Raw genomic sequence first — 24,584 nt, forward strand, 5'->3', positions numbered from 1 at the left:
CGAATGCAAGCCTCCCCCGCGCTCAGCTTTCGCCGGACGTCTTGCGCGTGCGCAGGCTGCGGCCGAGATGCCGGAACGGGAGGAGGAGGCTCCAGCCGAGCCGGGAGGGCTCGTCGGTCTGGCAGTCGGCCAGTCCGATGCGCATGCCCAGATGGCCGTCGCGGGGCTGGGGAACATAGGTGGCGAACAGCCGGTCCCAGACCGACAGATTGAAGCCGTAGTTGGAATCGGTCTCCGCCATGCGGACCGAATGGTGGACGCGGTGCATGTCCGGCGTCACCACGAGCAGCCGCACGATCCGGTCGACGGGTGCGGGCAGGCGCAGATTGGCATGGTTGAACATGGCCGTGCCATTGAGCAGCACCTCGAACAGGAACACCCCCAGAGCCGGCCCGCCGAGCGCGATCACCACGGCGAACTTGATGAGCATGGACAGGCAGATCTCCACCGGATGGAAGCGGATGCCGGTGGTCACGTCGATATCCCGGTCGGCATGGTGGACCTTGTGGATCGCCCAGAGGATGGGAACCTTGTGGAAGGCGACATGCTGCGCGTAGATCGCCAGGTCGAGGGCGATCACGGCCAGCGTGACCTCGAGCCATGAGGGAAGGGCGGTCAGGGCGAACAGACCCCAGCCCTGCGCGGAGGCCTCCATGGCCACGCCCACCGCGAGAATGGGGAAGAGGAGACGCAGGGCCAGCGTGTCGATGGCCACCATGGCCAGATTGGTGAGCCAGCGCCGGCCCCTCGGCTGGACACGCTCGCGCCGCGGCATGGCAAGCTCCCACACCGCCATGACGGCGAAGATGCCGCCAAAGGCTGCGAGCCGGACAAGCGCTTCGGACTCTATGACCTGCATCTCCCGTGGCGTCCGCTACGATCCGCGATGCGGCCAATGTAATCCCTCGGGTCCCCCTGCGCACGGGGGGCTGCGGTCACAAGACCGTGTGGTGCCCGGGAGCGGGACGAGCCCCGTCCGAAAGGGTCCGGACGGGGCCCGCATGGCGTTCTGCCGTGCCGGTCGAGGCTACTGGCTGCGCACCCGCTCGGCCGCGAGGCCGTCGGCCTCGATATCGGCGCCGGCATCCGCGGGCTCGTCTTCGGGCACCCAGCCGTGGGCGCTGAGATCGGCGACGGTCTCTCCGGCTTCCTGCCAGCCGCGCTTCTCCTCCTCGCTCGCGCGCGGCGAGAAGAAGCCGGTGAAGGCGTAGAAGATGCCGAAGACCGGCGACAGCCAGCAGGCGAAGGCGAGCGGAATGTAGAGCAGGTTCTCCATGTGCCCGCTGGAGACGCCGAGCGCGAGCGCGGAGATCACGAAGGCCCCGCCCGCATTCCACGGGATCAGCGGCGAGATCAGCGTGCCGCCTTCCTCCACCGCGCGCGACAGGTTCAGCGTCGAATAGCCCATGCCGCGATAGACCGGGGCATACATGCGGCCTGGAAGGGCGATGGAGAGATAAGGGTCGCCGGCGACCAGGTTGGTGGCCATGGAGGTGCCGATGGCTGCCGACTGGATACCGGCGAAGCTGCGGATCTTCGTCATGATCGCCTGGATGATCGTTTCCAGGCAGCCGGTCTTCTCCAGCGCGCCGCCGAAGCCGAGCGCGATCAGCACGAGCGAGATGGTCCACATCATGGACTGGATGCCGCCGCGATTGAGCAGGCTGTCGATCTCGCTGATGCCGGTGTCGATGCTGTAGCCGCTATTGGCATAGGTGAAGACGTCGTGGAGCCCGACGCCCTGCGCGATCATGGCCGCCGCGCCGCCGGCCAGCGCGCCGGCGAACAGAGACGGGATGGGCGGCATGCGCTTGACTGCCAGCACGATCACCAGCAGCGCAGGCAGGAGCAGCCAGGGCGAGATGACGAAATTGTCCTGGAGCGCCCCGGTGATCAGCGTGATCCGTTCGAAGGAAGCCCCGTCGGACTCGATGAGCGTATAGCCCGCGAACAGATAGATCGCGAAGGCGATCAGCATGGAGGGGACGGTCGTCGGCATCATGTTCTTGATGTGCGAGAACACGTCGACACCGGTGACGGCGGGCGCGAGATTGGTGGTGTCGGAGAGCGGCGAGACCTTGTCGCCGAAGAAGGCTCCCGAGACCACGGCGCCGGCCGTCCAGTAGACCGGAATGCCGAAGCCCGCGCCGATGCCCATCAGCGCCAGGCCGACCGTGCCGACCGTACCCCAGGAGGTGCCGAGCGACAGCGAGACGACCGAGCACAGCACCATGGCGGCCGCCAGGAATATCTGCGGCGAGAGGATGGTCAGCCCGTAATAGATGAGCGTCGGCACGGTGCCGCTGGCGATCCACACGCCGATGATCATGCCCACCGTGATGAGCACGGAGACCGACGGCAGGGAAACGTGGATCACATGGAACACACCCTTTTCGATATTGCGCCAGTCGAAGCCCAGCGAAATGCCGACCAGCGAGGTGATCGCCAGTCCGATCGCCAGTGGCACATGCGGTGTGAAATCGTCGAAATAGAAGAGCTGCACGCCCAGCACGAGCAGCGTGAGCACCACGGGCGTCAGCGCCAGCGGCAGGCTCGGCAATCGCCTTGTCGATGATGTCATTGGTCTCTTCCCGGTCTTTCCGTCACGTTCGCTGCGAGGCCTTCGGGCCATTCTCCCTTTTATCTGCAATCTAACAGCCGTATGGTAGGTTTAGGCTCCAAAAAACGGCATTAGACAGACAAAAAGACCGTGAAAGGATAATAAAACAGGAAAATGATATGAAAGAGCACAAGCTCGACGCGACCGATCTGCGCATTCTCCAGGAAGTCCAGAAAAACGGGCGCATCACGATCGCGGAGCTGTCGCGCCGGGTGCATCTCACCAAGACGCCCTGCGCGGAACGCCTGAGACGGATGGAGAAGGCGGGGGTGGTTTCGGGCTATTTCGCAAGGCTCGACCCGTCGATCCTCGATGTCGCCCATCTGGCCATGGTCCAGGTGCAGCTCAAGGGCACGACGTCGGACGAGCTGGAGGCGTTCAACAGGGCGGTGGCGCGCGTGCCGGAGATCCAGTCCTGCCACATGATCGCCGGCGGCTACGACTATCTGCTCAAGGTCCGCACCCGCGACATCGAAAGCTACCGCCGCGTCCTCGGCGCCGTCATCTCCAGGCTGCCCGGCGTGCTCCAGACCCACACCTATGTGGTGATGGAAACCGTGAAGGACGAGCTGACGCTCGCGCTTCCGGGGGCGTGAGGGAGCGGCGTTCCCCGCCCGTCATGGCCGGGGGACACGGGGGCGCGGGCCGGCGGCCGGTCACATCGTGCGGTAGCGGGCGCGGGCGGCGCGTTCGATGGCGGCGACGGTGAGCTTGTCGAGGTCGAGATGGTCGCGCAGGATCTGCAGGAAGCGCAGTTCCTCCTGCTGCACGTCGAGGTCCACCGCGGCAACCTCCACGGCGAGTGCATAGGCCGTCTCGCGCAGGCGCTCGGGCAGCGCCTCCTTCACCAGTCCCAGAATGGCGTCGAGCCCGCCATCCTCGCTCAGGATCTCGCCGCATTCCTCCGCGACCGATACCAGCCGCTCCGGGTCGAAATCGCGGAAGATCGGAAGGCTCTGCACGATATTGCCGATCCGCATGAGCTCGTGGTCGCTCATCTTGCGGTCCACCGCCGACATGGTGACCATGACATAGACGAGGGCCTGATGGGGATTGATGGTGCTCGGCATCGGGGTCTCCTCTTGAGCGACCGTCACTGTTCGGACCGGTGCGGCGGCGCGGGGTCCGGCCCGCCATCATCTATCCGTTCGCGGCGCGATCAACAAGGGGGGCGGTCAAAAACCCCTCCACCGCCTCGATCGCCTCGACCAGCCCCACGCGTTCCACCGCGACGCCCGGCGGGAAGGCCGTGGTGAAGCGCGTCGGCAGGCGCGGGTCGAGCACGACGAAGACACCGCGGTCGTCGGCCTTGCGCACCAGCCGGCCGAAGGCCTGGCGCAACCGGAGCCTGACCGTCATGTCCTGCCAGGCCGATCCGCCGAACGCCCCGCGCCGCGCCCGGTCGAGGATGCTCGGCTGCGGCCACGGCACCCGCTCCAGCACGATGAGGCGCAGCGCCTCGCCCGGCACGTCCACCCCGTCGCGCATGGCGTCCGTGCCGAGCAGGCACGCATCGGCCTCCGCGCGGAAGATGTCGACCAGCGTGCCGTTGTCGATGGGATCGACATGCTGGGCATAGAGCGGCAGGCCGCGCTCGCCGAGCGGCGCGAGCAGCCGCCCGTGCACCTGCCGGAGCCGGGAGATCGCGGTGAACAGGCCGAGCGCGCCGCCGCGCGAGGCGATGAAGAGCTCGCGATAGGCTGCGGCGACCTGGTCGAGGTCCTGCCGGTTGACGTCGTTCACGACAAGGATCCGTGCCTGGCTCGGATAGTCGAAGGGCGAGTCGTGCGCGGTGCGCCGGACCGGATAGGGCAGGTGGGTCGCGCCGGTGCGCATCTCCGCGCTGGTCCAGTCGTCGGGCACGTCCGGCGGGCGGTCCTTGAGCGTTGCGGATGTGACGATCGCGCCGTCGACCGTCTCCAGCACCGTCTGCGCGAGCGGGATGGTCGGATCGATCCAGTGGCGGTGCATGCCGACGTCGGACTCCCGGCCGAAGGCGTGGTCGATGGCGAACCACGAGACGAAGCCGGCGGCTTCCTCCTCCTCGTCGTCGAGGGTCGTGAGCATCTCGCTCCAGCCGCCGACGAGCAGGTCGCCGCGCCGCCTGAGGCTACGTGCGGTCGCCTCCAGCCGCGAGCGCTCCGCGGTTTCCAGCGTGCGCGCCTCGTCGTCGAGCTGGCCGGAGAGCGCGCGGGCGAGCGCCCTCATGGGCGCCAGCAGCTCCCGCAGGGCGTCGTCGAGCTCGCGCGCGGCCTTGCCGACGCCGCCGGCCAGCGGGCGGCAGTCGGCTTCCATGGCATAGGGGCCGCGCTGCTCGGCGCGGGCGAGAACCTGCTCGCGCACCAGCGTGAGGAACCGTTCCGCCGGGCCGTCCGGCGCCCCGGCCTGGATACGCCGCATCCAGCCCGGCCCGGGCAGGGCGCGTGCGGCGTCCATCACCTTTGCGAGCGCCTCCTCGGCCGCCTCGTCGTCGCCCGTGAGGTCGCCGATGCGTTCCGCCAGGCTGCGGCCGCGCCGGCCCCGCTGCTCGCCGCCGCGCAGCCAGCGCCTGAGCTCGGCGGCCTCGATGGCGGTGAGATGTGCGGAGAACGCGCTGTCGGCGGCATCGAAGACGTGATGGCCCTCGTCGAAGACGAGCCGCCTGACGAGGCCCGTGGAGGTCTGCTCGCCCGCCGTTTCCGGGGGGCCGAGCGCATGGTCCATCGCCGCCTGGATCATGACCAGCGCGTGGTTGGCGATCACGATCTCCGCCTTGCGCGCCGCGCGGACCGCGCGCTCGATGAAGCACTTGCGGTAATGCGGGCAGGCGGAATGGATGCATTCGCCGCGCCGGTCGGTCAGCCCGAGGGCGGCGGGCGACGGCGCGCGATCGCTGCCCGCCCCCATATCGACGAAGAGCGGCATGAGCCAGGCCGGAAAGTCGCCGCCCACCATGTCGCCGTCGCGGCTCGCCATGGCCCAGCGGGCGATGAGGGCGGCGAGCAGCGTGCCGCGCCCATTCTGGGGATTGAGGCCCGCGACGCGCTCCTGAAGGTTCAGCAGGCAAAGATAGTTCTCTCGGCCCTTGCGGACGACCACCTTGCGGCGGCGCTCCTCGGGGTCCGGATAGGCGCGCTGGGCCTCCTGGCGGAGCTGGCGCTGGAGGTTCTTCGTATAGGTGGAGATCCACACCGTGCCGCCGTTCCGGCGCGCCCAGACGGTCGCCGGCGCGAGATAGCCGAGCGTCTTGCCGAGCCCCGTGCCGGCCTCCGCGAGAAGGATATGGTTCTCCTCCGGCCGGTCGCGCGGCGCGAAGGCTTCTGCGGCCTCCGCGCTGTATTGCCGCTGCGCGGGCCGCGCCTCCGCCCCCTCGCCGATGAGGGTGGCGAGGGCAGCCTCGGCCTCTTCGGGGCTGACGGGCAGTGTGCCGGGCGGGGGAACGGGGCCGTCGTCCTCCCAGTCCGGCAGGCGGTCCCACACATTGAGGCTCGTCGCCGGCATGGTGTCGTCGAGGGCGAGGCCGCGGCGGTCGAGCGCCGCACGCACGAAGGGGGCCCAGGGCCAGCGGGCTCGCTCCAGAAGGACGGTCAGCCGGGCGAGGTCGCGCGGATTGGATATCCGCCCCGAAGCCAGCGTGTCGAGCAGGGCACCGGCCGCGGCATGCAGCAGGTCGGCCGGACCGCCGTGCCCGCCCTCGATGCCGAGCGCCTGGGCCATGCCCTCCGGGCTCGGCAGGGCGAAGCGGGCGGGATGCACGAAGGCGAACAGCTCCGCGAGATCGAGATGGCCGACGTCGCGGGCGGCGCGGGCTTCGCGCTCGCCCGCCTGGGCGGCGACCGCGAGCCGGTTCGCCAGAAAGGCTGCGTGGCAGACGAGATGCGGCGTCCGGGACAGGAGACGCAGGCCGTCCGCCGCCGCCAGCATGCCTGAGCCCCCGTGCCCGTCGCCGACGGCGAGACGTACGCCGGCAAGGGCTGCGGCGGGGACGTCGCCGAGCGCGCCGATATGGGCGATGTCGGCCGGGTCTGGCGCGGACTGTGCCATCGATGCGGAAATGTTCTCGATTCGTTTTGACGCCCGGCCAGCCTAGAGCAAACGATCCTAAATCGAAATCGATTTAAGATCGATAACTTGATCGATTTCAAAAGGTTGGAGCAACTCGATCCGCATCCGATCGCATGCGGGTTGCTCCAAGGCATTGTCCTGCCCGGCTGAACCGGTACCGGGCCGCTCTCCACCTGCCAAACCCAGATTGACGCCCGGCGGGGAGAGACCTAGTGTCGCGCGCGCATTCAACCCCCGACAGCGAAACGACGGACATGACCGACCACCGCACCCCCGAGCTCTTCGACGAGGCAATGGCCAGCAAGGCCTGGCCATTCGAGGAGGCGCGCAAGCTCCTCAAACGGATCGAGCGGAGCGGGGACAAGAAAGAGGTCCTGTTCGAGACCGGCTACGGCCCCTCCGGCCTGCCGCATATCGGCACCTTCGGCGAAGTGGCGCGCACCACCATGGTGCGCCATGCCTTCTCGCTCATCTCCGATTTGCCGACCCGCCTCGTCTGCTTCTCCGACGACATGGACGGCCTGCGCAAGGTGCCCGACAACATTCCCAACGGGGATATGGTGCGCGAACATCTCGACAAGCCGCTGACGGCGGTGCCGGACCCGTTCGGCAAGTATGAGAGCTTCGGCCACCACAACAACGCCATGCTGCGCGCGTTCCTCGACCGCTTCGGCTTCGAGTACGACTTCGCGAGCGCGACGGAATGCTATCGCTCCGGCCTGTTCGACAAGGCGCTCCTGCGGGTGCTTGAGGCCTATGACGAAGTGATGGCGATCATGCTGCCCTCGCTCAGGGCGGAGCGCCAGAAGACCTATTCGCCCTTCCTGCCCGTATGCCCGCGCACGGGCAAGGTCCTCCAGGTGCCGCTCGAGGAACGCAAGCCCGAGGCCGGAACGGTCGTCTATCGCGATCCGGAGACGGGCGCGCTCGTCGAGGTGCCGGTGACCGGCGGCCATTGCAAGCTGCAATGGAAGGCCGACTGGGCCATGCGCTGGTACGCGCAGGATGTGGACTACGAGATGTCCGGCAAGGACCTGATCGACAGCGTGAAGCTCTCCAGCCGCATCTGTTCGGCGCTCGGCGGCACGCCGCCCGACGGCTTCAACTACGAGCTCTTCCTCGACGAGAAGGGCGAGAAGATCTCCAAGTCCAGGGGCAACGGCCTCACCATCGACGAATGGCTGCGCTACGCCTCGCCGGAAAGCCTGGAGCTCTTCATGTTCCAGGCGCCGCGCAAGGCCAAGCGGCTCTATTTCGACGTCATCCCGAAGACGGTGGACGAGTATTTCACCTTCCTCGCGAAATATCCCGGGCAGTCGCTCAAGGAGCGGCTCGTGAACCCGGTCTGGCATATCCATCTGGGCGATCCCCCGACGGTGGACATGCCGGTGAGCTTCGCGCTGCTCCTCAATCTGGTGAACGCGTCGCAATCGGACGACCGCGAGGTGCTGTGGGGCTTCATCCGGCGCTATGCGCCCGGCGCCTCGCCGGAAACCCATCCCGTGCTCGACAATCTGGTCGGCTACGCGGTCAACTATTTCGACGACTTCGTGAAGCCGTCCAAATCCTACCGCGCGCCGAGCGATACCGAGCGCGCCGCGCTTGAGGACCTCGCGGAGCGGCTGGGTGCGCTTGAAGCGGGCGCACCGGCGGAGGAGATCCAGGATGTGGTCTACGAGGTCGGCAAGAGCCATCCCTTCGAGAGCCTGCGCGACTGGTTCAGGGCGCTCTACGAGATCCTGCTCGGCCAGGAGCAGGGGCCGCGCTTCGGCTCCTTCGTCGCCCTCTACGGCGTGGAGGAGACGCGCGCCTTGATCTCGCAAGCGCTCTCGGGGCGGCTGGCGGGCTGAGCCGGGCTGTCCGGGTTCGCCGCGGCACCGACAAGGGCGGCGAACTCTTCGAGCGGCACGCCGGTCGCGCGCAGGAGCTTGGCGATGCTCGACGTGCTCGGCCAGCGCGGCCGGCCCTCGCGGGTGAACCGCTTCGACCTGTTGAGTGAGGTGGGGTCGAGCCCGGCCCGGCGGGCGAGCGCGGACGGCGACAGGCCGTGGCTCAGGGCCAGACGGTCTATGCCGGCCCAGATCTGGTCATGCGAGAACATGGATGGCTTTCCCGACTGTTTCCGTGAACGGTGGCCCGGAGCGTTCGCCCGCCAGTGCCGAAGGCGCGGCAAGAGCGCCCTTGAGCGACCGGGTGCCCGCGGCTAGTGTCCCCCGCGATGCAAGCTGTTTCCGGTCCACGGTCATGGGTTGTACGCCCGAGTGTTTAATAATCTATGATTGCAAAGCGCCCTGCTACGGGCCAAAGGTGGCAATGTCATGACCGGCGGCCTCTATGCGCTGACCCGCCCCTTCCTCCATGCCGTCGATGCTGAGACCGCGCATGGGCTCGCGATCCGGGCGCTCGATCTGGGGCTCGTGGCGGGAGCGCCGGTGCCGGACGATCCGCGCCTCCATGTCTGCGCCTTCGGGCTCGACTTTGCGAACCCCGTCGGCATGGCGGCCGGGTTCGACAAGAATGCCGAAGTGCCGGGCGCGCTCCTGAGGCTCGGCTTCGGCTTCGTGGAGGTCGGCACGCTGACGCCCGAGCCCCAGCCCGGCAATCCGCGCCCGCGCATCTTCCGCCTGCCGGAGGACCGCGCGGTGATCAACCGGCTCGGCTTCAACAATGACGGCCACGCCGCCGCCCGCGCGCGCCTTTTGGCGCTCAGGCGGCGCAAGGGTGTGATCGGCGTCAATATCGGCGCCAACAAGACCTCCGCCGACCGCATGGCCGATTACGAGCGCGGCGTGGAGGCCTTCCACGACATTGCCGACTATCTCGTCGTCAACGTCTCCTCGCCGAACACGCCGGGCCTGCGCGACCTTCAGGCGCGCGGGGCCATGGCGGAGCTGATCGGCCGCGTGGTCGCCATGCGCGACCGCTGCGCGGCGGAGAGCGGGCGCAAGACGCCGGTGCTCGTCAAGATCGCGCCCGATCTCGACGAGGCGGGACTTGCCGACATCGCGGACTGCTGCCTTGAGGGCGGGGTCGACGGCGCGGTGGTCTCCAACACGACGGTGGGCCGCCCGGCGCTGCGGTCTGCCCATGCCGACGAGGCGGGCGGGCTGTCGGGCGCTCCGCTCTTTGCGCTCTCCACCGCGGTGCTCGCGCGCTTCCGGCTGCTCACCGAAGGCCGGCTGCCGCTCATCGGCGTCGGCGGTGTCTCCTCGCCGGAGACGGCCTATGAGAAGATCCGCGCCGGCGCGACGCTCGTCCAGGTCTATACCGGCTTCATCTACGAGGGCCGGGGATCGTCGCGCGAATCAGGCGGGGCATGTCGGAGCGTCTGGAGCGCGACGGTTTCGACCGGCTCGCAGATGCGGTGGGCTCGGGCGCTGAGGACTGGGCCCGGCGAAAACCGGAGGAGTGATCCGAATGGACGTCACCATGTATCACAATCCGCGCTGCTCGAAGTCGCGCGAAACCCTGAAGCTCCTTCAGGACATGAATATCCGGCCCAAGCTCGTGGAGTATCTGAAGGCGCCGCCGTCTCCCGACGAGCTGGAACGGATCCTCAAGAAGCTCGGCAAGCGCCCGCGCGACGTCATCCGCCGCGGGGAGGCGCCCTACAAGGAGCTCGGCCTAGACAATCCCGAGCTCGACGACCGCGCCCTGATCGAGGCGATGAGCGCCAATCCGATCCTGATCGAGCGACCCATCGTGGTGGCGGGGCCGCGCGCCGCCCTCGGCCGCCCGCCGGAGGCCGTCCTGGAGCTGTTCCGCTGACGCCTATCGCGCGGCGACCGGGCCGGGTGTGCCGAACAGGTTGCGGTCGAGGGTCGGCAGCCTTGCGGCGAGCGTCACGGCACGGGCGGCGAACAGGACGAGGAGCGACATCCACAGGCCGTGATTGCCCCAGATCGGCGTGAGGAGCGCCCAGGCGCCGAGATAGATGGCGACGCTCACGATCATCATGTTGCGCATCTCCCGGCTCTCCGTCGCGCCGATGAAGATGCCGTCGAGCTGGAAGCTCCACACGCCGACGACCGGCGCGAGCGCCACCCAGGGGAGATAGGCCCGCGCCGTCTCCCGGATCTCCGGATTGACCGTCAGCCCGTCTATGGCGAGAGGGCCGGCGAGGATGGCGAGGGCGGCGAGCGCCACGCTCACGGCCATCGCCCACAGGGTGGAGATGCCGGCGGCCCTGCGGAAGAGGCCCCGGTCGCGCCGGCCCGCCGCCCGGCCGACGAGGGTCTCGGAGGCATGGGCGAAGCCGTCGAGCACGAAGGAATAGACATAGAGGAAGTTCATCAGCACGGCATTGGCCGCGAGCACGAGGTCGCCCGCCTTCGCCCCTTGCGCGGTGAAGAAGGAGAAGCTCAGGAGCAGGCAGATCGAGCGCACCATGATGTCGCCATTGACCCGGAGGGTGCGCCGCAGGCGGGCGGGCGCGAGAATGGCGGGCCATTGCCAGCCGCCGCCGCGCCGGGCGAGTTCGCGCGAGACCGCCCATGCCCCGCCCGTGGCCGCGACCATCGCGGCGAGCAGCGAGCCGAGCGCCACGCCCTCCACCGCCATGCCGAAGCCCAGCACGAACACGATGTTGAGCGCCATGTTGGTGACGTTGAGCAGGATCTGCAGCGCAAAGGCCGTGCCGGCCGGCCAAGCCCGATGAACCAGCCGAGAAAGGCGTAGTTGGCGAGCGAGAAGGGTGCCGCCCAGATGCGGATATCGAAATACGCGCCGGCGTGGGACTCGACGGCTTGCGACCCCTCGATCACCGCGAAGGCGATGCGCCGGAGCAGCGGGCTCGCCACGATCAGCGCCAGTCCGCAGGCCCCGGCGATCATGAGGGCGCGGGCGAGCACGGCCCTCAGCTCGTCGCGGTCGCCCATCCCGTCGGCCTGGGCGGTCATGCCGGTGGTACCCATGCGCAGGAAGCCGAAGGCGGAGAACAGGACGGAGAAGATCACCCCGCCGAGCGCCACCGCGCCGATATAGTAGGGGTCCGGCAGCCGGCCGATGACGGCGGTGTCGACGACGCCGATCAGCGGCTCGGACACATTCGCCGCCATGATCGGCAAGGCGATGGCCAGAACGGCGCGATGCGTGACGCGCTGCGATGATGTCGGCGTTGCGCTCATCGTTCTCATGGGGACAATCGACAGATGCGTGACCGGTTCTCTATCACAGGACGTGCGGGGCGGCATCCATGGCTTGGAGCGCGAAGGCGGAGCGCATGACGGCGAGCGAGGGACAGACGGGCGTGACCGTGCGCGCCGGGGCGGATCTCCTGCCCCGGCGCTTCGCGGACTGGTTCGCCGGTCGCGGCTGGCAGCCGCGCCGCCACCAGCTCGAACTGCTGGAGCACGGCCTTGCCGGGCGCTCCGCGCTGCTCATCGCGCCGACCGGCGGCGGCAAGACACTCGCCGGCTTCCTGGCGAGCCTCGTCGAGCTGGGGGAGCGGGCCGCCGGTGCAGCGCGGGCCGGGAGCCGGCTCCACACGCTCTACATCTCGCCGCTCAAGGCGCTTGCCGTCGACATTGCGCGCAATCTCGAGGCGCCGGTGGCGGAGATGGGGCTCGACATCCGCATCGAGACGCGCACCGGCGACACGCCCCAGGGCAAGCGCCGGCGCCAGCGCCTCGACCCGCCGGACATCCTGATCGCCACGCCGGAACAGCTCGCGCTGATGATCGCCTATCCGGATGCGGAGCGGTTCTTCTCGGGGTTGCGCTGCGTGGTGCTCGACGAGCTGCACGCGCTGGTCGCCAGCAAGCGGGGCGCGCTGCTCTCGCTGGGGCTCGCCCGGCTCGCGCGGATCGCGCCGCAAGCCCGGCGCACCGGGCTTTCCGCGACCGTTGCCGACCCGGATGCATTGCGGGCCTGGCTCGTGCCGCAACCCGTGGACGCGCCCGCGCACCATGCCGCACTGGTCGAGGGCGATCCGGGACCGCCGCCCGACATCTCGATCCTGGAGTCGGTGGAGCGCGTGCCCTGGTCGGGCCATTCCGCGCGCTATGCGATCGGCGAGATCTACGAGGCGATCCGCGCGCGACGCATGGTGCTCGTCTTCGTCAACACCCGTTCGCAGGCCGAGCTCGTCTTCCAGGAACTCTGGCACGTCAACGAGGACACGCTGCCCATCGCGCTCCATCATGGCTCGCTCGACGTCTCCCAGCGCCGCCGGGTGGAGCAGGCCATGAGCGAGGGCACCCTGCGCGCGGTGGTCTGCACCTCCACCCTCGATCTCGGCATCGACTGGGGCGATGTCGACCTCGTCGTCAATGTCGGCGCGCCCAAGGGGGCGAGCCGCCTCATGCAGCGCATCGGGCGCGCCAATCACCGCCTGAACGAGCCGTCCCACGCGCTGCTCGTGCCGTCGAACCGGTTCGAGGTGCTCGAATGCCAGGCGGCGGAGGACGCCGCCGCCGACGGCGAGCAGGACACCGAGCCGCCGGTGGCGGCCAAGCTCGACGTGCTCGCCCAGCATGTGCTCGGCGTGGCCTGCGCCGGCCCGTTCGACGCCGATGCGCTCTATAGGGAGATCCGCTCCGCCGCCGCCTATATGACGCTCGCCCGCGCCGATTTCGACGCGGTGGTCGATTTCGTGGCGACCGGCGGCTATGCGCTGCGGTCCTATGAGCGCTTCGCCCGGCTGAGGCGCACGCCGGACGGGCTCTGGCGCCTCGCCCATCCGCGCATCGCCCAGCAATACCGCCTCAATGTCGGCACCATCGTGGAGGCCGACATGCTCAAGGTCCGCCTCGCGCGCCAGCGCGGACGCGGTGCCCGGCGCATGGTCGGTCCGGGCGGCCGGGTGCTCGGCGAGATCGAGGAGTATTTCATCGAGCAGCTCGCGCCCGGCGACACCTTCCTGTTCGCCGGCCATGTGCTGCGCTTCGAGCGGCTGGAGGAATCGGAAGCGCTGGTGACGCGCACGAGCGCGCAGGAGCCGCGCATTCCCGCCTATATGGGCGGCAAGTTTCCGCTCTCCACCTATCTCGCCGCGCGCGTGCGCGCCATGCTGGACGATCCCGAGCGCTGGCGGAGCCTGCCGCCGCAGGTGCGCGACTGGCTGTCCATCCAGCGCTTCAAGTCGCGCGTGCCGAGGCGCACGGAGATGCTGGTGGAGACCTTTCCGCGCGCGAAACGGCATTATCTCGTCTGCTATCCGTTCGAGGGCCGGCTCGCGCACCAGACGCTCGGCATGCTCTTGACGCGCCGGATGGAGCGCCTCGGCGCGCGGCCCTTGGGCTTCGTCGCCAACGAATATGCGCTGGCCGTCTGGGCCACGCGCGATCTGAGCCTGATGGTGGAGAGCGGCCTTCTCTCTCTCGCTGCGCTCTTCGAGGAGGACATGCTGGGCGACGATCTCGGCGCCTGGCTCGCCGAATCGAGCCTCATGAAGCGCACCTTCCGCTCCTGCGCCGTGATTGCCGGGCTGATCGAACGGCGCTTCCCCGGCAAGGAGAAGTCGGGCCGGCAGGTCACCTTCTCCTCCGACCTCATCTACGATGTGCTGCGCCAGCACGAACCCGACCACGTGCTCTTGCGCGCGGCCTGGGACGATGCGGCGGCGGGCCTGCTCGATATCCGCCGCCTGAGCGACATGCTGGCCCGCATCCGCGGCCACATCGTCCACCGCAGGCTCGAGACCGTCTCCCCGCTCGCCGTGCCGGTCATGCTTGAGATCGGGCGCGAACCCGTTTATGGCGAGGCCGATGAAGCCCTTCTCCAGGAAGCCGCCGATGAGCTCGTCGCCGAAGCCATGCGCCTCGTCTGAGGCGCCGCCCATCCGGCTGAACGGCCTCGATCTCGTGGCCGACCTCTCCGGCGCGCTCTTCGTTCCGGCGCTTGAGACGCTGATCGTCGCCGACCTGCATCTGGAGAAGGGCTCCGCCTATGCCGCGCGCGGAGTGCACCTGCCGCCCTACGATACAGGCGCGACGCTCGGCCTGCTCCGGGAGGTAACGGCGCGCTACCGGCCGCGCACGCTCGTCTCGCTCGGCGACAGCTTCCATGACGGCCGCGCCCGCGAGCGGTTGCACGACACGGATATCGCGAGCATCCGCGCCCTGTCCGAACTGTGCGACATGGTCTGGATCACCGGCAATCACGACCGCGAGCCGCCCGACGATCTGGGCGGGCAGGTGGCGGGCGAGCTGAGGCTCGGCGACATCGTGCTGCGCCACGAGCCGTCGACGGGCCTGGCGCTCGAGACGGAGATCTCCGGCCATCTCCACCCCGTCGCCGCGGTGGTCCGACGCGGGCGCAGGGTGCGCCGGCGGTGCTTCGCGAGCGACGGCGCGCGCCTCGTCCTGCCGGCCTTCGGGGCCTATACGGGCGGGCTCGATGTCCGCTCGCAAAGTTTCGCGGAGGTCTTCCCATCCGGCCGGTTCACCGTCTGGATGATCGGCCGCGATGCCGTCTACGCCCTTCCCTCGCGGGCGCTTCGTTATTCTGGCTGAAGCGGCACCGGCCCGCTCCCCCACCCGGCCACCCATGAGATCATAATTCCGTGGGTGGCCGGGTGGGGGAGCGGGCCGGTGCCGCTTCAGCAGGGTCTTCGAACCCTCTCACGGCGCGTCGGTGAGGACGAGCCGGGCGAGAATGGAGAGGAGAGCGGCGAGCGAGAGCCCGGTCAGGAGGCCTCTCAGCGCGCCGTACCAGCGCGGCAGCCGGCCCGATTGCGTGTCGAGCGCGTCCCAGAGGCCGGCGAGAAGCAGCCCCGCGATCAGCAGTCCGACGCCCGGCAGGGGCGGCAGGAGAAGGCTCGCCCAGCCGGCGGCGGCGGGCAGGGCGGCGAGCGTGAACTGCCGCGCCTGACGGCGCCGGCCGAAACGCGTGTCGAGCGCGGCGCCCCAGCGCACGCCGCCGGCAAAGGACAGGACCACCGCGCCATAGGTCAGCGCGACGACGATCCACCGGCCGATCTCGGCGACATCTTTCTCCACCCACACCATCGCCGCGGCGAGAATGAAGGGAACGGTACCGGCAAGCCCCAGAATGGCTGCCGCGCGCGGTGCCCGGTGCGTCCTGTCGCCGCCGCCCTGCATGCGTGTCGTCCTTTCGGTGTGGTCGCGACCGGCCAAGGCTTCAGCTTTTCCGCCAGCCTGTCAACGAGATGCCGCGACGGGGTGCGAGCTGCTCCGTGACGGGACGGGCGGGACCGGTCAGCCCCGGGCGTTGCGCAGCCGTTCGAGCACGCCGGCGGTCAATGTGCCATTGACCTCCAGGCCGTTCTGGAGCTGGAAGAGACGCACGGCATTGGCCGTGCCGGCGCCCATCACCCCGTCCGGCGTGCCGGCGTCGAAGCCGAGCCCGTTGAGCAGGGCCTGGGCTTCCCTGATCCGCTCGCGGTCGCTCAAGGGGGCGTCCGTTTCTCCGCTGTCCGCCGGTGCGGAGGCCGCCCAGGCGCCGACGGGCGCGATGACGGTATTGGCGCTTGCGTCCTGCTCGCGCGGCTCCCAGGCCTCGACCGTCTCGTTCAGCTCGGCGAGCTCGTCCGGGGCGAGCTGTTCCTCCAGCGCTTTGGCCTGGGTGGCGGCGTCCTTGTCGCCCCGCGCGGCGGCGATGGCGAACCAGTGATAGGCCGCCGCCGGGTCTCGCTCCACGCCGACACCGCGCTGATAGAGGATGGCGAGATTGTACTGGCTGTCCTTGAGGCCGAGGGCGGCGGCCCGGCCGAACCAGTAGGCCGCGTTCGCCAGCGCCGGGTCGCCGGGCTTCGCACCGGCATAGAGCACGGCGAGATTGTGCATGGCCATGGCGTTGCCCCGCTTGGCGGCGCGCTCGTACCAGTGCTGCGCCGCTGCGAGATCGGCAGGCACGCCTCGGCCCTTCTCGTACATGGTGGCGAGCCGGTACTGGGCCGGGGCGAGGTCCTGGTCGGCCGCGCGTTCGTACCAGCGTGCGGCCCGCGCCTCGTCGCGCGCCACGACCTTGCCCTCCAGGAAGCGGGTCGCGACGATATATTGCGCCGCCGGGTCGCCATTGAGCGCGGCGTCGCGCAGGCCCTTGGGGCCTATCGCCGCCGGCAGCACGGGCCGGTCGACGGCCGTCTGGGGGCCGGTCTTGCCACGGTCGGCCTTGCCGGCAGAGCCCATGGCCGGCCGGGCCGACATGACGGGCTCGCCCGCCGGGGCTTGCGCGCGGGTCTCGGGATCGATCGACCCGGTGGCGATGGGATCGCTGGTCGGCGTCGGCCTTGCGGGTTCGGCGGCGGTGCGCTCCGCCCGGTCCGCCTTGGCGGGCGCGGTATCGACGATCCTGTCGAAGGCCGCGCCGGCAAGGGCGGTGAGGTCGATCCGCCCGGACAGGACGGCATAGCCCGAGGCCGCGGCGACGAGCAGCGCCGCGCCGGCGATGATGAGCGGCCCGCGTCCGCCGGGCCGGGCCTGCTCGACCGCCTTGCCGGCCTTCTCTGGTCCGGCCGCCTCGTCCGCGGTCGCCTCCTCTCCGCCGGACAGCGGCTCGTCCGCCCTGTCGCGGCCCTTGAGGAGGCCGAAGGGATTGAAGCGCGATCTCGGCCTGCGCGGATCGTGGGCGGAGGCCTGGGCGGCGCGGCGCGCGGCGGCGATGAAATCCTCATGGCGAGAGACGGACTGCATGTCGCCGCCGGTCCCGCGGCCCTCGTCCAGTCCGGTTTCCCCGGCCTTCGGCCCTTCCCCTTCCGCATCCGTTTTCGTTTCCGGTTCGGCGGGCGGCGGTGGCGGCGCGCCGCGTGCGGCGACCACCTCGCCGGTGGCGGGCTGGGTGGGGGTCCCTTCCTCGTCCGCGTCGTCGCCGTCTTCCGCGCCGAGCGGGGGCAGGCGCAGATTGCGCACGGTCTCGGGCAGGTCGCGGTCGTCGCTGGAGGACGGTCCGTCCGCCGGCGGCTGCGCGGCACGCTGTGCCTCCAGGACACCTAGCCGGTCGGTAATCGTCTTCAGCGTGGCCTGGACCGCGTCCAGCGTTTCCTGCGCGCGCCGGTCGCTGGCACGCGCGCCGTCGCGCACCGCGGCGAGGTCCTCCTGCACCGTGCGCAGCGCCTCGGGCTCGGCGGCGGGCTTGTCCGCCTGGGCGGCGAGCGCCTCGCGCGCGGTCTGCTCGGCGATCTGCCGGGCCGTCTCGTGCGACTGCCGGAGCTCGGCTGCGAGCGTGTCGAACCGGGCCGGGAGTTCGGCGACCGTGTCGAGCCGGTCCTCCATGGTCGCCAGCCGCTCAGACAGGCGGGCGACCTCCCCGTCGAGCGCGGACCGGTCGCCGGCGTCCTGTGCGGCGGCGAGCGCAGAGGAGACGCGCCCCTCCAGGGCATGGATCCGGTTGGAAATCTCGTCTAGGGGCCGGTTGTCATGGGCTTCGAGCGTGCTTTCGAGGCGGCGGGCGAGCGCCTTGAGGCGTTCGTCCATCTCCGCCACGGGCCCGGCGTCCGGCATGGCCTCCACGCGGTCGCTGATATGGGCGAGCGTCGCCTTGACCGCGGCGAGCTCGCGGCTTGCGGCCATCTCCTCGCGTGCGCTCTCGAGCTGGCGGGCAAGGCTCGCGATCTCCTCGCGCAAGCCGTCGATCTCGGCACGGTCGTGCGCGCCGTCGGCCGTTGCGGCGAGGTCGTGGATCCTGCGCTCGATGTCGCGCAGATCCGCGCGGGTCGCCGCCGCGGTCTCGGCGCTCTCCGGCGCCTGCGCAGTCCGGCCGGCCGCTTCCACCGCCTCGAGGCGGTGGACGACCCCGGCAAGGCGCCGGTCGAGGGCGTCGAGCGCGTGCGCCGCATCGGCTTCGCCGTCGCGCGCATGTCCGGCCATGCGCCGGGAAAGCCCGTCCAGCCGCTCGTCGAGGTCGTCGAGCGCGATGCGCGTCCGGCGCTCATTGGCTTCCATATGGTCGACGACGTGTTGCAGCGCGCTTTCCAGCGCGCGGAAACCCGGCACGTCCTCCGCCCTCGGGGGCGGACGGTGCTCGGCGATCCGGGCCAGACGGTCGTTGAGGCCGGATATGCGGGTATTGACGCCGCCGAAGGCGTCCGCCGTCTGCCGCTCATGCCGGGCGATCCGGTCGATCACGCTGTCGACGGAAAGATGGGGGCTGCGGTCGTGACCGCGCGCCTGGGCGGTCTCCTCGCCGTCGGCGTCCCCGAGAATGACGGCGTTCAGCCATTCGCCGAGCGTGAGGCCGGCCCTGCGGGCCTGCGCCTTCGCCGCCTCGCGGGCCTCCGGCTCGATCCCTTTGATGCTCCAGGGCACACCCGGCTTCATGCTCAACGGTCTTCCGCTCCCGCCGGATCCCGGACTGCGCCTGTGACAGGCTCCGTCCCGCCCGTTCCTCTCTCCTGTGTCCGGCGATGCGCGGCCGGTCGGACGCCGCGGACTGCCGAACACGACCAAAGGTTAACCGTCGTGGTAAATATTCCGTTAAAGGTGTGTTGCGGAGGCCGTGGACGCGCTTGATTTTTTCACCTATCTTGACGTTAAGGTAAGCTTTTCTTGGCCATCGCGCCCAACGGGACGGCCCATGGCGGATATCGACAGGCCCGAGACACCTCACGCCCGCACCTATTCCATCAGCGAGCTGTGCCGGGAGTTCGGCGTGAGCGCGCGCACATTGCGCTTCTACGAACAGAAGGGCCTGCTGCATCCGGGCCGGCGCGGCTGGACGCGCATCTTCAGCCATCGCGACCGCGCGCGCCTCCAGCTCATCCTGCGTGGCAAGCGTGTCGGCTTCTCGCTGGAGGAAATCCGCGAGATGCTCGACCTCTACAATCTGCGCGACGGACAGGTCACCCAGCTCACCGTGGCCTCGCACAAGATGCACGAGCGCCTCGACGGGCTGAAGCGCCAGCGCGTCGAGCTCGACGACGCGATTGCGGAGCTGGAACGCGCGCTGGAGATCGTGGATGGCATGCTGCGCGAGAGGTCCGCTCAATCGAGCGATCTGGAGCCGGAATCGATCTGAGCGCGACAATCCGGCCATTTCGAGAGGCTGAGGTGCCGTGACCGGCCGCATGGCGGGAACGGCCCGACGGGAGGAGAGAGAGGATGAGCGTTCTCGACGTCGCCAGGCCCGGCTGGATGGGCGAGGATCTGGAGATCCTCGCAGAGGCCTCCGCCCGTTTCCTCGCGCGCGAATGCGTGCCGCACTACGAGCGTTGGGAGGAGGCCGGCATCGTCGACCGCGAGGCCTGGGAGAAGGCCGGCGCGGCGGGGCTTCTGTGCGCGGAGGTGCCCGAGGCCTATGGCGGACCGGGCGGCAGTTTCGCCCACGATGCGGTGATCACCCACCAGATCGGGCTGGCCGGCGTCGACGGCTTCGGCATCGCGCTCCACAGCGCCATCGTCGCCCCCTACATCCTCAATTACGGTTCGGAAGACCAGAAGAGGCGCTGGTTGCCACGCATGGTCTCGGGCGAGCTGATCGGTGCCATCGCGATGACGGAGCCCGCGGCCGGGTCCGACCTCCAGGGGGTCACGACGACCGCGCGCCGAGACGGCAACCAATATGTCCTGTCCGGCCAGAAGACCTTCATCACCAACGGGCAGAACGCCAATCTCATCGTCGTCGTGGCCAAGACCGACCCGTCGATGGGCGCGAAGGGCACCTCGCTCTTCGTGGTGGAGACCGACGGGGCGGAGGGCTTCCGGCGCGGGCGCAATCTCGACAAGATCGGGCTGAAGGCGAACGACACCTCCGAGCTCTTCTTCGACGATGTCCGCGTGCCCGCCGACAGCCTGCTGGGGCCGGAGGAGGGCCAGGGCTTTACCCAGCTCATGGAGCAGCTTCCCCAGGAACGCCTGCTGATCGCCATCCAGGCCATGGGCCGGATCGAGCGCGCGCTCGCCGTGACGCTCGACTATGTGCAGCAGCGCAAGGCATTCGGCGAACGCATCGTCGATTTCCAGAACAGCCGCTTCACGCTCGCCGAGGCCAAGACGAAGGCGACGGTGGCGAAGGTGTTCGTCGATCACTGCACGGGGCTCCTGCTCGACGGCGCACTCGACACCGCGACCGCCTCCATGGCGAAGTACTGGCTGACCGACCTGCAATGCGCCATCATCGACGATTGCCTCCAGCTCCATGGCGGCTACGGCTACATGAACGAGTATCCGATTGCGCGCATGTACCGCGACGCCCGCGTGGAGCGCATCTATGGCGGCTCCAACGAGATCATGAAGGTCCTGATCTCGCGGACGCTTTAGGATCACCCCTTGCCCGGCCGCTGCCGGCGCTCCGTCCCTTCCGCAAACCCCGAAACGATCCGAGACGACCCCATGAGCGACTTCACGCTTTACTGCTTCGCCCAGTCCGGCAATGCCTACAAGGCGGCGCTGATGCTCTCCCTGTGCGGCGCGGACTGGACGCCGCGCTTCGTCGACTTCTTCAATGGCGAGGCCCGCACGCCCGACTATCGCGCGATCAACGAGATGGGCGAGGTGCCCGTGCTCGTCCATGGCGGGCGAACCCTGTCGCAGTCGGGCGTGATCCTCGACTATCTGGCCGAGCTCTTCGGCCGGTTCGGGCCCGCCGACAGCGACGAGCGGCGCGAGATCCTGCGCTGGATCCTGTTCGACAACCACAAGCTCACCAGCTATGTCGCGACCTACCGCTTCCTGAGGACCTTCGCGAAGGAGCGCGATCCGGCGGTGATGGAATTCCTGCGGGGGCGGGCCCACGCCGCGCTCGGAATTCTTGACGGCCATCTCGAGGGGCGCAGCTTCGTCGCGCTCGACCGGCTGACCGTGGCCGACCTCTCGCTGTGCGGCTATCTCTACTGGCCCGACGAGATCGGCGTCGACTGGGCGGGCGACTATCCCAATATCGAGCGCTGGCTTGCGCGCATCGCGCAGGAGCCCGGCTGGGTGCATCCCTATGAGCTCATGCCGGGCCATCCCCTGCCCGCTGGTGCGTGAGCGCGGCAAGGCAGGCTTTGCATCCCGGCGCCGCCCGTGTGATATGGTGCCCGGTGAAACGCGCCACCGCGACCGATCTGCCATCGGGCGGACATGCCCGCTTGCGGACGGGCCGGTCCGGAGGGCGGCGACGGGGCCGAACGGGATGCCCCGCATTTTCTGAGGAGACGAGCCGATGCGCGTCCGACACACGATGATCGCCCTTGCCGCGGTCGTGCTTGCAGCCCTTGGCGCGGGTCCGGCCGGTGCCCAGGAGCAGCAGCAGAACGAGCGCTTCACGATTCGCGAGGTGGAGGACGGCTTCCTCCGCGTCGACCGGCAGACGGGCGAGGTGCTCCATTGCGGCCGGGAGAGCGGCCAGTGGACCTGCGAGACGCTGAGCGGCGAGAGCAGCCCCTCCATGGATGAGCTCGCTCGGCTGAAGCAGGAGAATGCCGCGCTCAGGGACCGCGTCGCGGCGCTGGAGAGCCGGCTGAAGGAGCAGGAGGAGGCGAAGGACCTGCCGAGCGACGAGGAGCTCGACCGCATCTTCGGCTTCTTCCAGGACATGGTGCGTCGCTTCTTCGACTTCGCCCGGTCGTTCCAGAACCAGCCCGGCGAACAGGTCTGACGGCGCCGGCGGCGCCCGGTGCGGACCGATATCCCGGCGTGGGTCCTGACGGAATGGTCCGCCCGGCGCTTGCGCCGGACGGACCGGATCCGGTCCCCGGGACGGCGATTGGGAACCGGACACTCCACCGGTCGAGGCAAGCTCGACACCGTGAAGAATGCCTGCGGCAAAAGGCAGCGGAAGGGCATGTCCGTGGCGTTATTGCGGAATATGGGTGCGCCCCTGCGGCCGTTCGATCTGGTGGTTCAGGCCCAGAAAACCCATGTCTCACAGAAGGATAGCCATTCTGAAGGCTGAGCGGGGCGGCATGGGACGGAACAACCGGAGAACGCCCGGGTGCAGCAGGTTGTAAAAACGCTCGCGGTCGAGACGCCGGGCCAGGCCATGGTCGATGTCACGGATCGCCTGGTGAGTTGGCTTGCGCAGGAGCGGGCGGGGGACGGTCTTCTCACCGTCTTCATCCGCCATACCTCCGCCTCGCTCACCATTCAGGAGAACGCCGATCCCGACGTCCGGCGCGATCTCGTCGACGCGCTCGACCGGCTCGCCCCGCGCGAGCGCACCTATCGCCATTCCATGGAGGGGCCGGACGACATGCCCGCCCATATCCGCGCTGCCCTGACGGCGACGAGCCTCGCCATTCCGGTCATGGCCGGCCGGCCCGCGCTCGGCACCTGGCAGGGCGTCTATGTGATCGAGCACCGCGACCGTCCGCATCGCCGGGAGCTGGCGCTCCATTTCATGGGGCATCTCGGCGGGCGGCGCTGACGCTCTCGCGCTGTGCCCGATTGTTGCGGCACCGGCCCACTCCCCCACCCGGCCACCCACGGAAGTATCGTCTCATGGGTGACCGGGTGGGGGAGTGGGCCGGTGCGGGCCGAAACCGCTCCTGAATGTCGTGCCTTGGCCTAAGTGCTGGCGATTGGCTATAAAGGAAGGTGGACGACCGGGCGGGGACCATGAGAACGCCAGTCAGCACGGCGCGGATAGCCGGTCGGCCGGGACGGGGCTGAATGCAAAAAAACGGGCACATGGCGGATTATCGAATCGTCATCGCCGATGACCATCCGCTCTTCAGGGATGCACTCAAGCAGGCGCTGACCGCGCTCTATCGCGACATCCACATCGCGGAGGCCGGGAGCCTGGAGGAGGCCGTGCGCCTGCTCGATGCGGCGGAGGAGCCGTACGACCTGGTGCTTCTCGACCTCAAGATGCCCGGCGTTCAGGGACTGTCCGGCCTCGTCTTCCTGCGCGCGCAGTTCCCCGACATGCCCGTGGTCGTCGTCTCCGCCACGGAGGACGCGGCCGTGATCCGCAGGGCGCTCGACCTCGGCGCCTCCGGCTTCATTCCGAAGTCGACGCCCGTCGACACGATCCGCTCCGGCATTGCCGCCGTGCTCGCAGGCGATATCTGGGTGCCGGGCGACATGGCGCTCGCGGGCCGGCCAGACAGCGAGATCGATATGCTCGCCGCGCGGCTGGCGACCCTGACCCCGCAGCAGGCGCGCGTCCTGATGATGCTGCGCGAGGGGCTGCTCAACAAGCAGATCGCCTATGAGCTCAGCGTTTCGGAGGCGACCGTGAAGGCCCATGTCTCCGCCATCCTCCAGAAGCTCGGCGTGGAAAGCCGCACCCAGGCCGTGATCGCCGCGAGCCGGATCGACGGGGAGCAGTGGGCAAGCTGACGGAATGGCAGGCGCGCGGTTGGCGGGCCCGTCCGGCAGCCCCAATTATAGTGGCCGGAGACCGCAAGTTCACCGGAAGGATCCCATATGTGGAATGAGCGATATGCGGCGGACGGCTATCTGTTCGGAACCGAGCCGGCCGCCTTCCTGAAGGCGCAGCAGGGCTATCTCGTGCCCGGCGGCCTTGCCCTGTCGGTGGCCGACGGCGAGGGGCGCAATTCGGTCTTCATGGCGGAATGCGGCCTCGATGTCCGGGCCATGGATGCCTCCGAGGTGGGGCTTGAGAAGGCGCGCGCCCTTGCCGACCAGCACAATGTCTCCATCGACTTCCGGCTGGCCGACCTCTTCGACTGGGACTGGACGCCGGAGACCTACGATGTCGTCGCGGCGATCTTCATCCAGTTCGTTCCGCCGGAGGACCGCCCGGCTGTCTTTGCGGGCATGAAGCAGACATTGAAGCCGGGGGCGTCCTCCTGCTTCACGGCTACAGGCCGGAGCAGATCGACTACGGCACCGGCGGCCCGCCCCATCCGGAGAACATGTACACCGAAGCGCTCCTGCACGAGGCCTTCGCGGATATGGAGATCCTCCGGCTTGCCGCCTATGACCGCGCGATCGAGGAAGGAGAGGGGCATTCGGGCATGTCCGCCCTCATCGATCTCGTCGCCCGAAAGCGCTAGATCGACGGGCAGGCCTTCTTCGGAAAGGCCCGAGCAGGCCGCGGCCGGGGCGAGTTCCTCTTCGCGCCCGCTTGTCCT

At 69.2% G+C, this 24,584-nt stretch carries 22 protein-coding genes and 2 pseudogenes; 14 read left to right on the forward strand and 10 right to left on the reverse strand.

Features of this window, described 5'->3' with window-relative positions:
• Positions 1 to 22: 22 nt before the first annotated feature.
• Together HW532_RS12985 and nhaC are read right to left on the reverse strand one after the other, a co-directional pair.
• Positions 23 to 859: a sterol desaturase family protein gene (locus tag HW532_RS12985; RefSeq protein ID WP_213160887.1), complete on the reverse strand. Its 837-nt coding sequence runs from the start codon at positions 857 to 859 to the stop codon at positions 23 to 25.
• Between the two features lie 168 nt (positions 860 to 1,027).
• Positions 1,028 to 2,581, reverse strand: a complete 1,554-nt coding sequence (gene nhaC, locus HW532_RS12990) for a Na+/H+ antiporter NhaC (protein WP_213160888.1) — start codon at positions 2,579 to 2,581, stop codon at positions 1,028 to 1,030.
• 158 nt (positions 2,582 to 2,739) lie between these two features.
• Here nhaC and HW532_RS12995 point away from each other — a divergent pair, with 158 nt between their 5' ends.
• Complete coding sequence (locus HW532_RS12995) at positions 2,740 to 3,216, forward strand: Lrp/AsnC ligand binding domain-containing protein (RefSeq protein WP_213160889.1); 477 nt, start codon at positions 2,740 to 2,742, stop codon at positions 3,214 to 3,216.
• 60 nt (positions 3,217 to 3,276) lie between these two features.
• Here the strand turns inward: HW532_RS12995 and HW532_RS13000 are convergent, their stop codons facing one another.
• Positions 3,277 to 3,690 (reverse strand): tellurite resistance TerB family protein, encoded by a 414-nt coding sequence (locus HW532_RS13000; RefSeq protein ID WP_213160890.1) that lies wholly within the window; start codon positions 3,688 to 3,690, stop codon positions 3,277 to 3,279.
• Between the two features lie 70 nt (positions 3,691 to 3,760).
• Positions 3,761 to 6,643: an ATP-dependent DNA helicase gene (locus HW532_RS13005; protein WP_213160891.1), complete on the reverse strand. Its 2,883-nt coding sequence runs from the start codon at positions 6,641 to 6,643 to the stop codon at positions 3,761 to 3,763.
• 275 nt (positions 6,644 to 6,918) lie between these two features.
• Here HW532_RS13005 and HW532_RS13010 point away from each other — a divergent pair, with 275 nt between their 5' ends.
• Positions 6,919 to 8,514, forward strand: a complete 1,596-nt coding sequence (locus HW532_RS13010) for a lysine--tRNA ligase (protein ID WP_213160892.1) — start codon at positions 6,919 to 6,921, stop codon at positions 8,512 to 8,514.
• Here the strand turns inward: HW532_RS13010 and HW532_RS13015 are convergent.
• Positions 8,451 to 8,765, reverse strand: coding sequence for a helix-turn-helix domain-containing protein (locus HW532_RS13015; RefSeq protein ID WP_425491881.1), 315 nt, complete (start codon positions 8,763 to 8,765; stop codon positions 8,451 to 8,453). The genes HW532_RS13010 and HW532_RS13015 overlap by 64 nt on opposite strands.
• Positions 8,766 to 8,982: 217 nt before the next feature.
• Here HW532_RS13015 and HW532_RS13020 point away from each other — a divergent pair.
• Positions 8,983 to 10,076, forward strand: a pseudogene (locus HW532_RS13020) (quinone-dependent dihydroorotate dehydrogenase).
• 5 nt (positions 10,077 to 10,081) lie between these two features.
• Positions 10,082 to 10,432 (forward strand): arsenate reductase (glutaredoxin), encoded by a 351-nt coding sequence (arsC, locus tag HW532_RS13025; RefSeq protein ID WP_213160894.1) that lies wholly within the window; start codon positions 10,082 to 10,084, stop codon positions 10,430 to 10,432.
• A gap of 3 nt (positions 10,433 to 10,435) precedes the next feature.
• Here the strand turns inward: arsC and HW532_RS13030 are convergent, their stop codons facing one another.
• Positions 10,436 to 11,053, reverse strand: coding sequence for an MATE family efflux transporter (locus HW532_RS13030; RefSeq protein ID WP_213160895.1), 618 nt, complete (start codon positions 11,051 to 11,053; stop codon positions 10,436 to 10,438).
• Complete coding sequence (locus tag HW532_RS13035) at positions 11,026 to 11,790, reverse strand: MATE family efflux transporter (protein ID WP_213160896.1); 765 nt, start codon at positions 11,788 to 11,790, stop codon at positions 11,026 to 11,028. Before HW532_RS13035 ends, HW532_RS13030 begins: the two co-directional genes overlap by 28 nt.
• 95 nt (positions 11,791 to 11,885) lie before the next feature.
• On the opposite strand from HW532_RS13035, the gene HW532_RS13040 reads away from it, so the two are divergent.
• The gene (locus tag HW532_RS13040) at positions 11,886 to 14,432 is read left to right on the forward strand and encodes a ligase-associated DNA damage response DEXH box helicase (RefSeq protein ID WP_213164557.1); all 2,547 of its coding nucleotides are present in this window, start codon (positions 11,886 to 11,888) and stop codon (positions 14,430 to 14,432) included.
• On the forward strand, positions 14,398 to 15,117 hold the full coding sequence (gene pdeM / locus HW532_RS13045) for a ligase-associated DNA damage response endonuclease PdeM (protein ID WP_213160897.1): 720 nt from the start codon (positions 14,398 to 14,400) through the stop codon (positions 15,115 to 15,117). The genes HW532_RS13040 and pdeM overlap by 35 nt, the downstream gene beginning before the upstream one ends.
• Before the next feature lie 108 nt (positions 15,118 to 15,225).
• Here the strand turns inward: pdeM and HW532_RS13050 are convergent, their stop codons facing one another.
• Both HW532_RS13050 and HW532_RS13055 read right to left on the reverse strand, forming a co-directional pair.
• Positions 15,226 to 15,705, reverse strand: coding sequence for a DUF3429 domain-containing protein (locus HW532_RS13050; protein ID WP_213160898.1), 480 nt, complete (start codon positions 15,703 to 15,705; stop codon positions 15,226 to 15,228).
• 117 nt (positions 15,706 to 15,822) lie between these two features.
• Complete coding sequence (locus HW532_RS13055) at positions 15,823 to 18,882, reverse strand: peptidoglycan-binding protein (RefSeq protein ID WP_213160899.1); 3,060 nt, start codon at positions 18,880 to 18,882, stop codon at positions 15,823 to 15,825.
• A 256-nt stretch (positions 18,883 to 19,138) separates the two neighbouring features.
• Between HW532_RS13055 and HW532_RS13060 the strand changes: the two genes are divergently transcribed.
• The 6 genes from HW532_RS13060 (at position 19,139) to HW532_RS13085 (ending at position 23,826) form a co-directional block, all read left to right on the forward strand.
• Positions 19,139 to 19,579 (forward strand): MerR family transcriptional regulator, encoded by a 441-nt coding sequence (locus HW532_RS13060; protein WP_213160900.1) that lies wholly within the window; start codon positions 19,139 to 19,141, stop codon positions 19,577 to 19,579.
• 83 nt (positions 19,580 to 19,662) lie between these two features.
• Positions 19,663 to 20,820 (forward strand): acyl-CoA dehydrogenase family protein, encoded by a 1,158-nt coding sequence (locus tag HW532_RS13065; protein ID WP_213160901.1) that lies wholly within the window; start codon positions 19,663 to 19,665, stop codon positions 20,818 to 20,820.
• A 72-nt stretch (positions 20,821 to 20,892) separates the two neighbouring features.
• Positions 20,893 to 21,531 (forward strand): glutathione S-transferase family protein, encoded by a 639-nt coding sequence (locus tag HW532_RS13070; protein WP_213160902.1) that lies wholly within the window; start codon positions 20,893 to 20,895, stop codon positions 21,529 to 21,531.
• Between the two features lie 175 nt (positions 21,532 to 21,706).
• The gene (locus tag HW532_RS13075) at positions 21,707 to 22,141 is read left to right on the forward strand and encodes a hypothetical protein (protein ID WP_213160903.1); all 435 of its coding nucleotides are present in this window, start codon (positions 21,707 to 21,709) and stop codon (positions 22,139 to 22,141) included.
• A gap of 384 nt (positions 22,142 to 22,525) precedes the next feature.
• Positions 22,526 to 22,909, forward strand: coding sequence for a secondary thiamine-phosphate synthase enzyme YjbQ (locus tag HW532_RS13080; protein WP_213164558.1), 384 nt, complete (start codon positions 22,526 to 22,528; stop codon positions 22,907 to 22,909).
• Positions 22,910 to 23,172: 263 nt separating this feature from the next.
• Positions 23,173 to 23,826, forward strand: coding sequence for a response regulator (locus tag HW532_RS13085; RefSeq protein ID WP_213160904.1), 654 nt, complete (start codon positions 23,173 to 23,175; stop codon positions 23,824 to 23,826).
• A gap of 69 nt (positions 23,827 to 23,895) precedes the next feature.
• Here HW532_RS13085 and HW532_RS22145 read toward each other — a convergent pair whose 3' ends face one another.
• Positions 23,896 to 24,138: a hypothetical protein gene (locus HW532_RS22145; protein ID WP_246480014.1), complete on the reverse strand. Its 243-nt coding sequence runs from the start codon at positions 24,136 to 24,138 to the stop codon at positions 23,896 to 23,898.
• On the opposite strand from HW532_RS22145, the pseudogene HW532_RS22150 reads away from it, so the two are divergent.
• Positions 24,055 to 24,240 (forward strand): annotated as a pseudogene (locus HW532_RS22150) (class I SAM-dependent methyltransferase); the annotation flags it as partial. The gene HW532_RS22145 and the pseudogene HW532_RS22150 sit on opposite strands and share 84 nt — an antisense overlap.
• A 125-nt stretch (positions 24,241 to 24,365) precedes the next feature.
• The gene (locus HW532_RS22155) at positions 24,366 to 24,506 is read left to right on the forward strand and encodes a hypothetical protein (protein ID WP_246480015.1); all 141 of its coding nucleotides are present in this window, start codon (positions 24,366 to 24,368) and stop codon (positions 24,504 to 24,506) included.
• The last annotated feature ends 78 nt before the right edge of the window (positions 24,507 to 24,584 follow it).

The sequence above is a fragment of the Kaustia mangrovi genome (assembly GCF_015482775.1).
In the GTDB taxonomy this organism is placed as follows: domain Bacteria; phylum Pseudomonadota; class Alphaproteobacteria; order Rhizobiales; family Im1; genus Kaustia; species Kaustia mangrovi.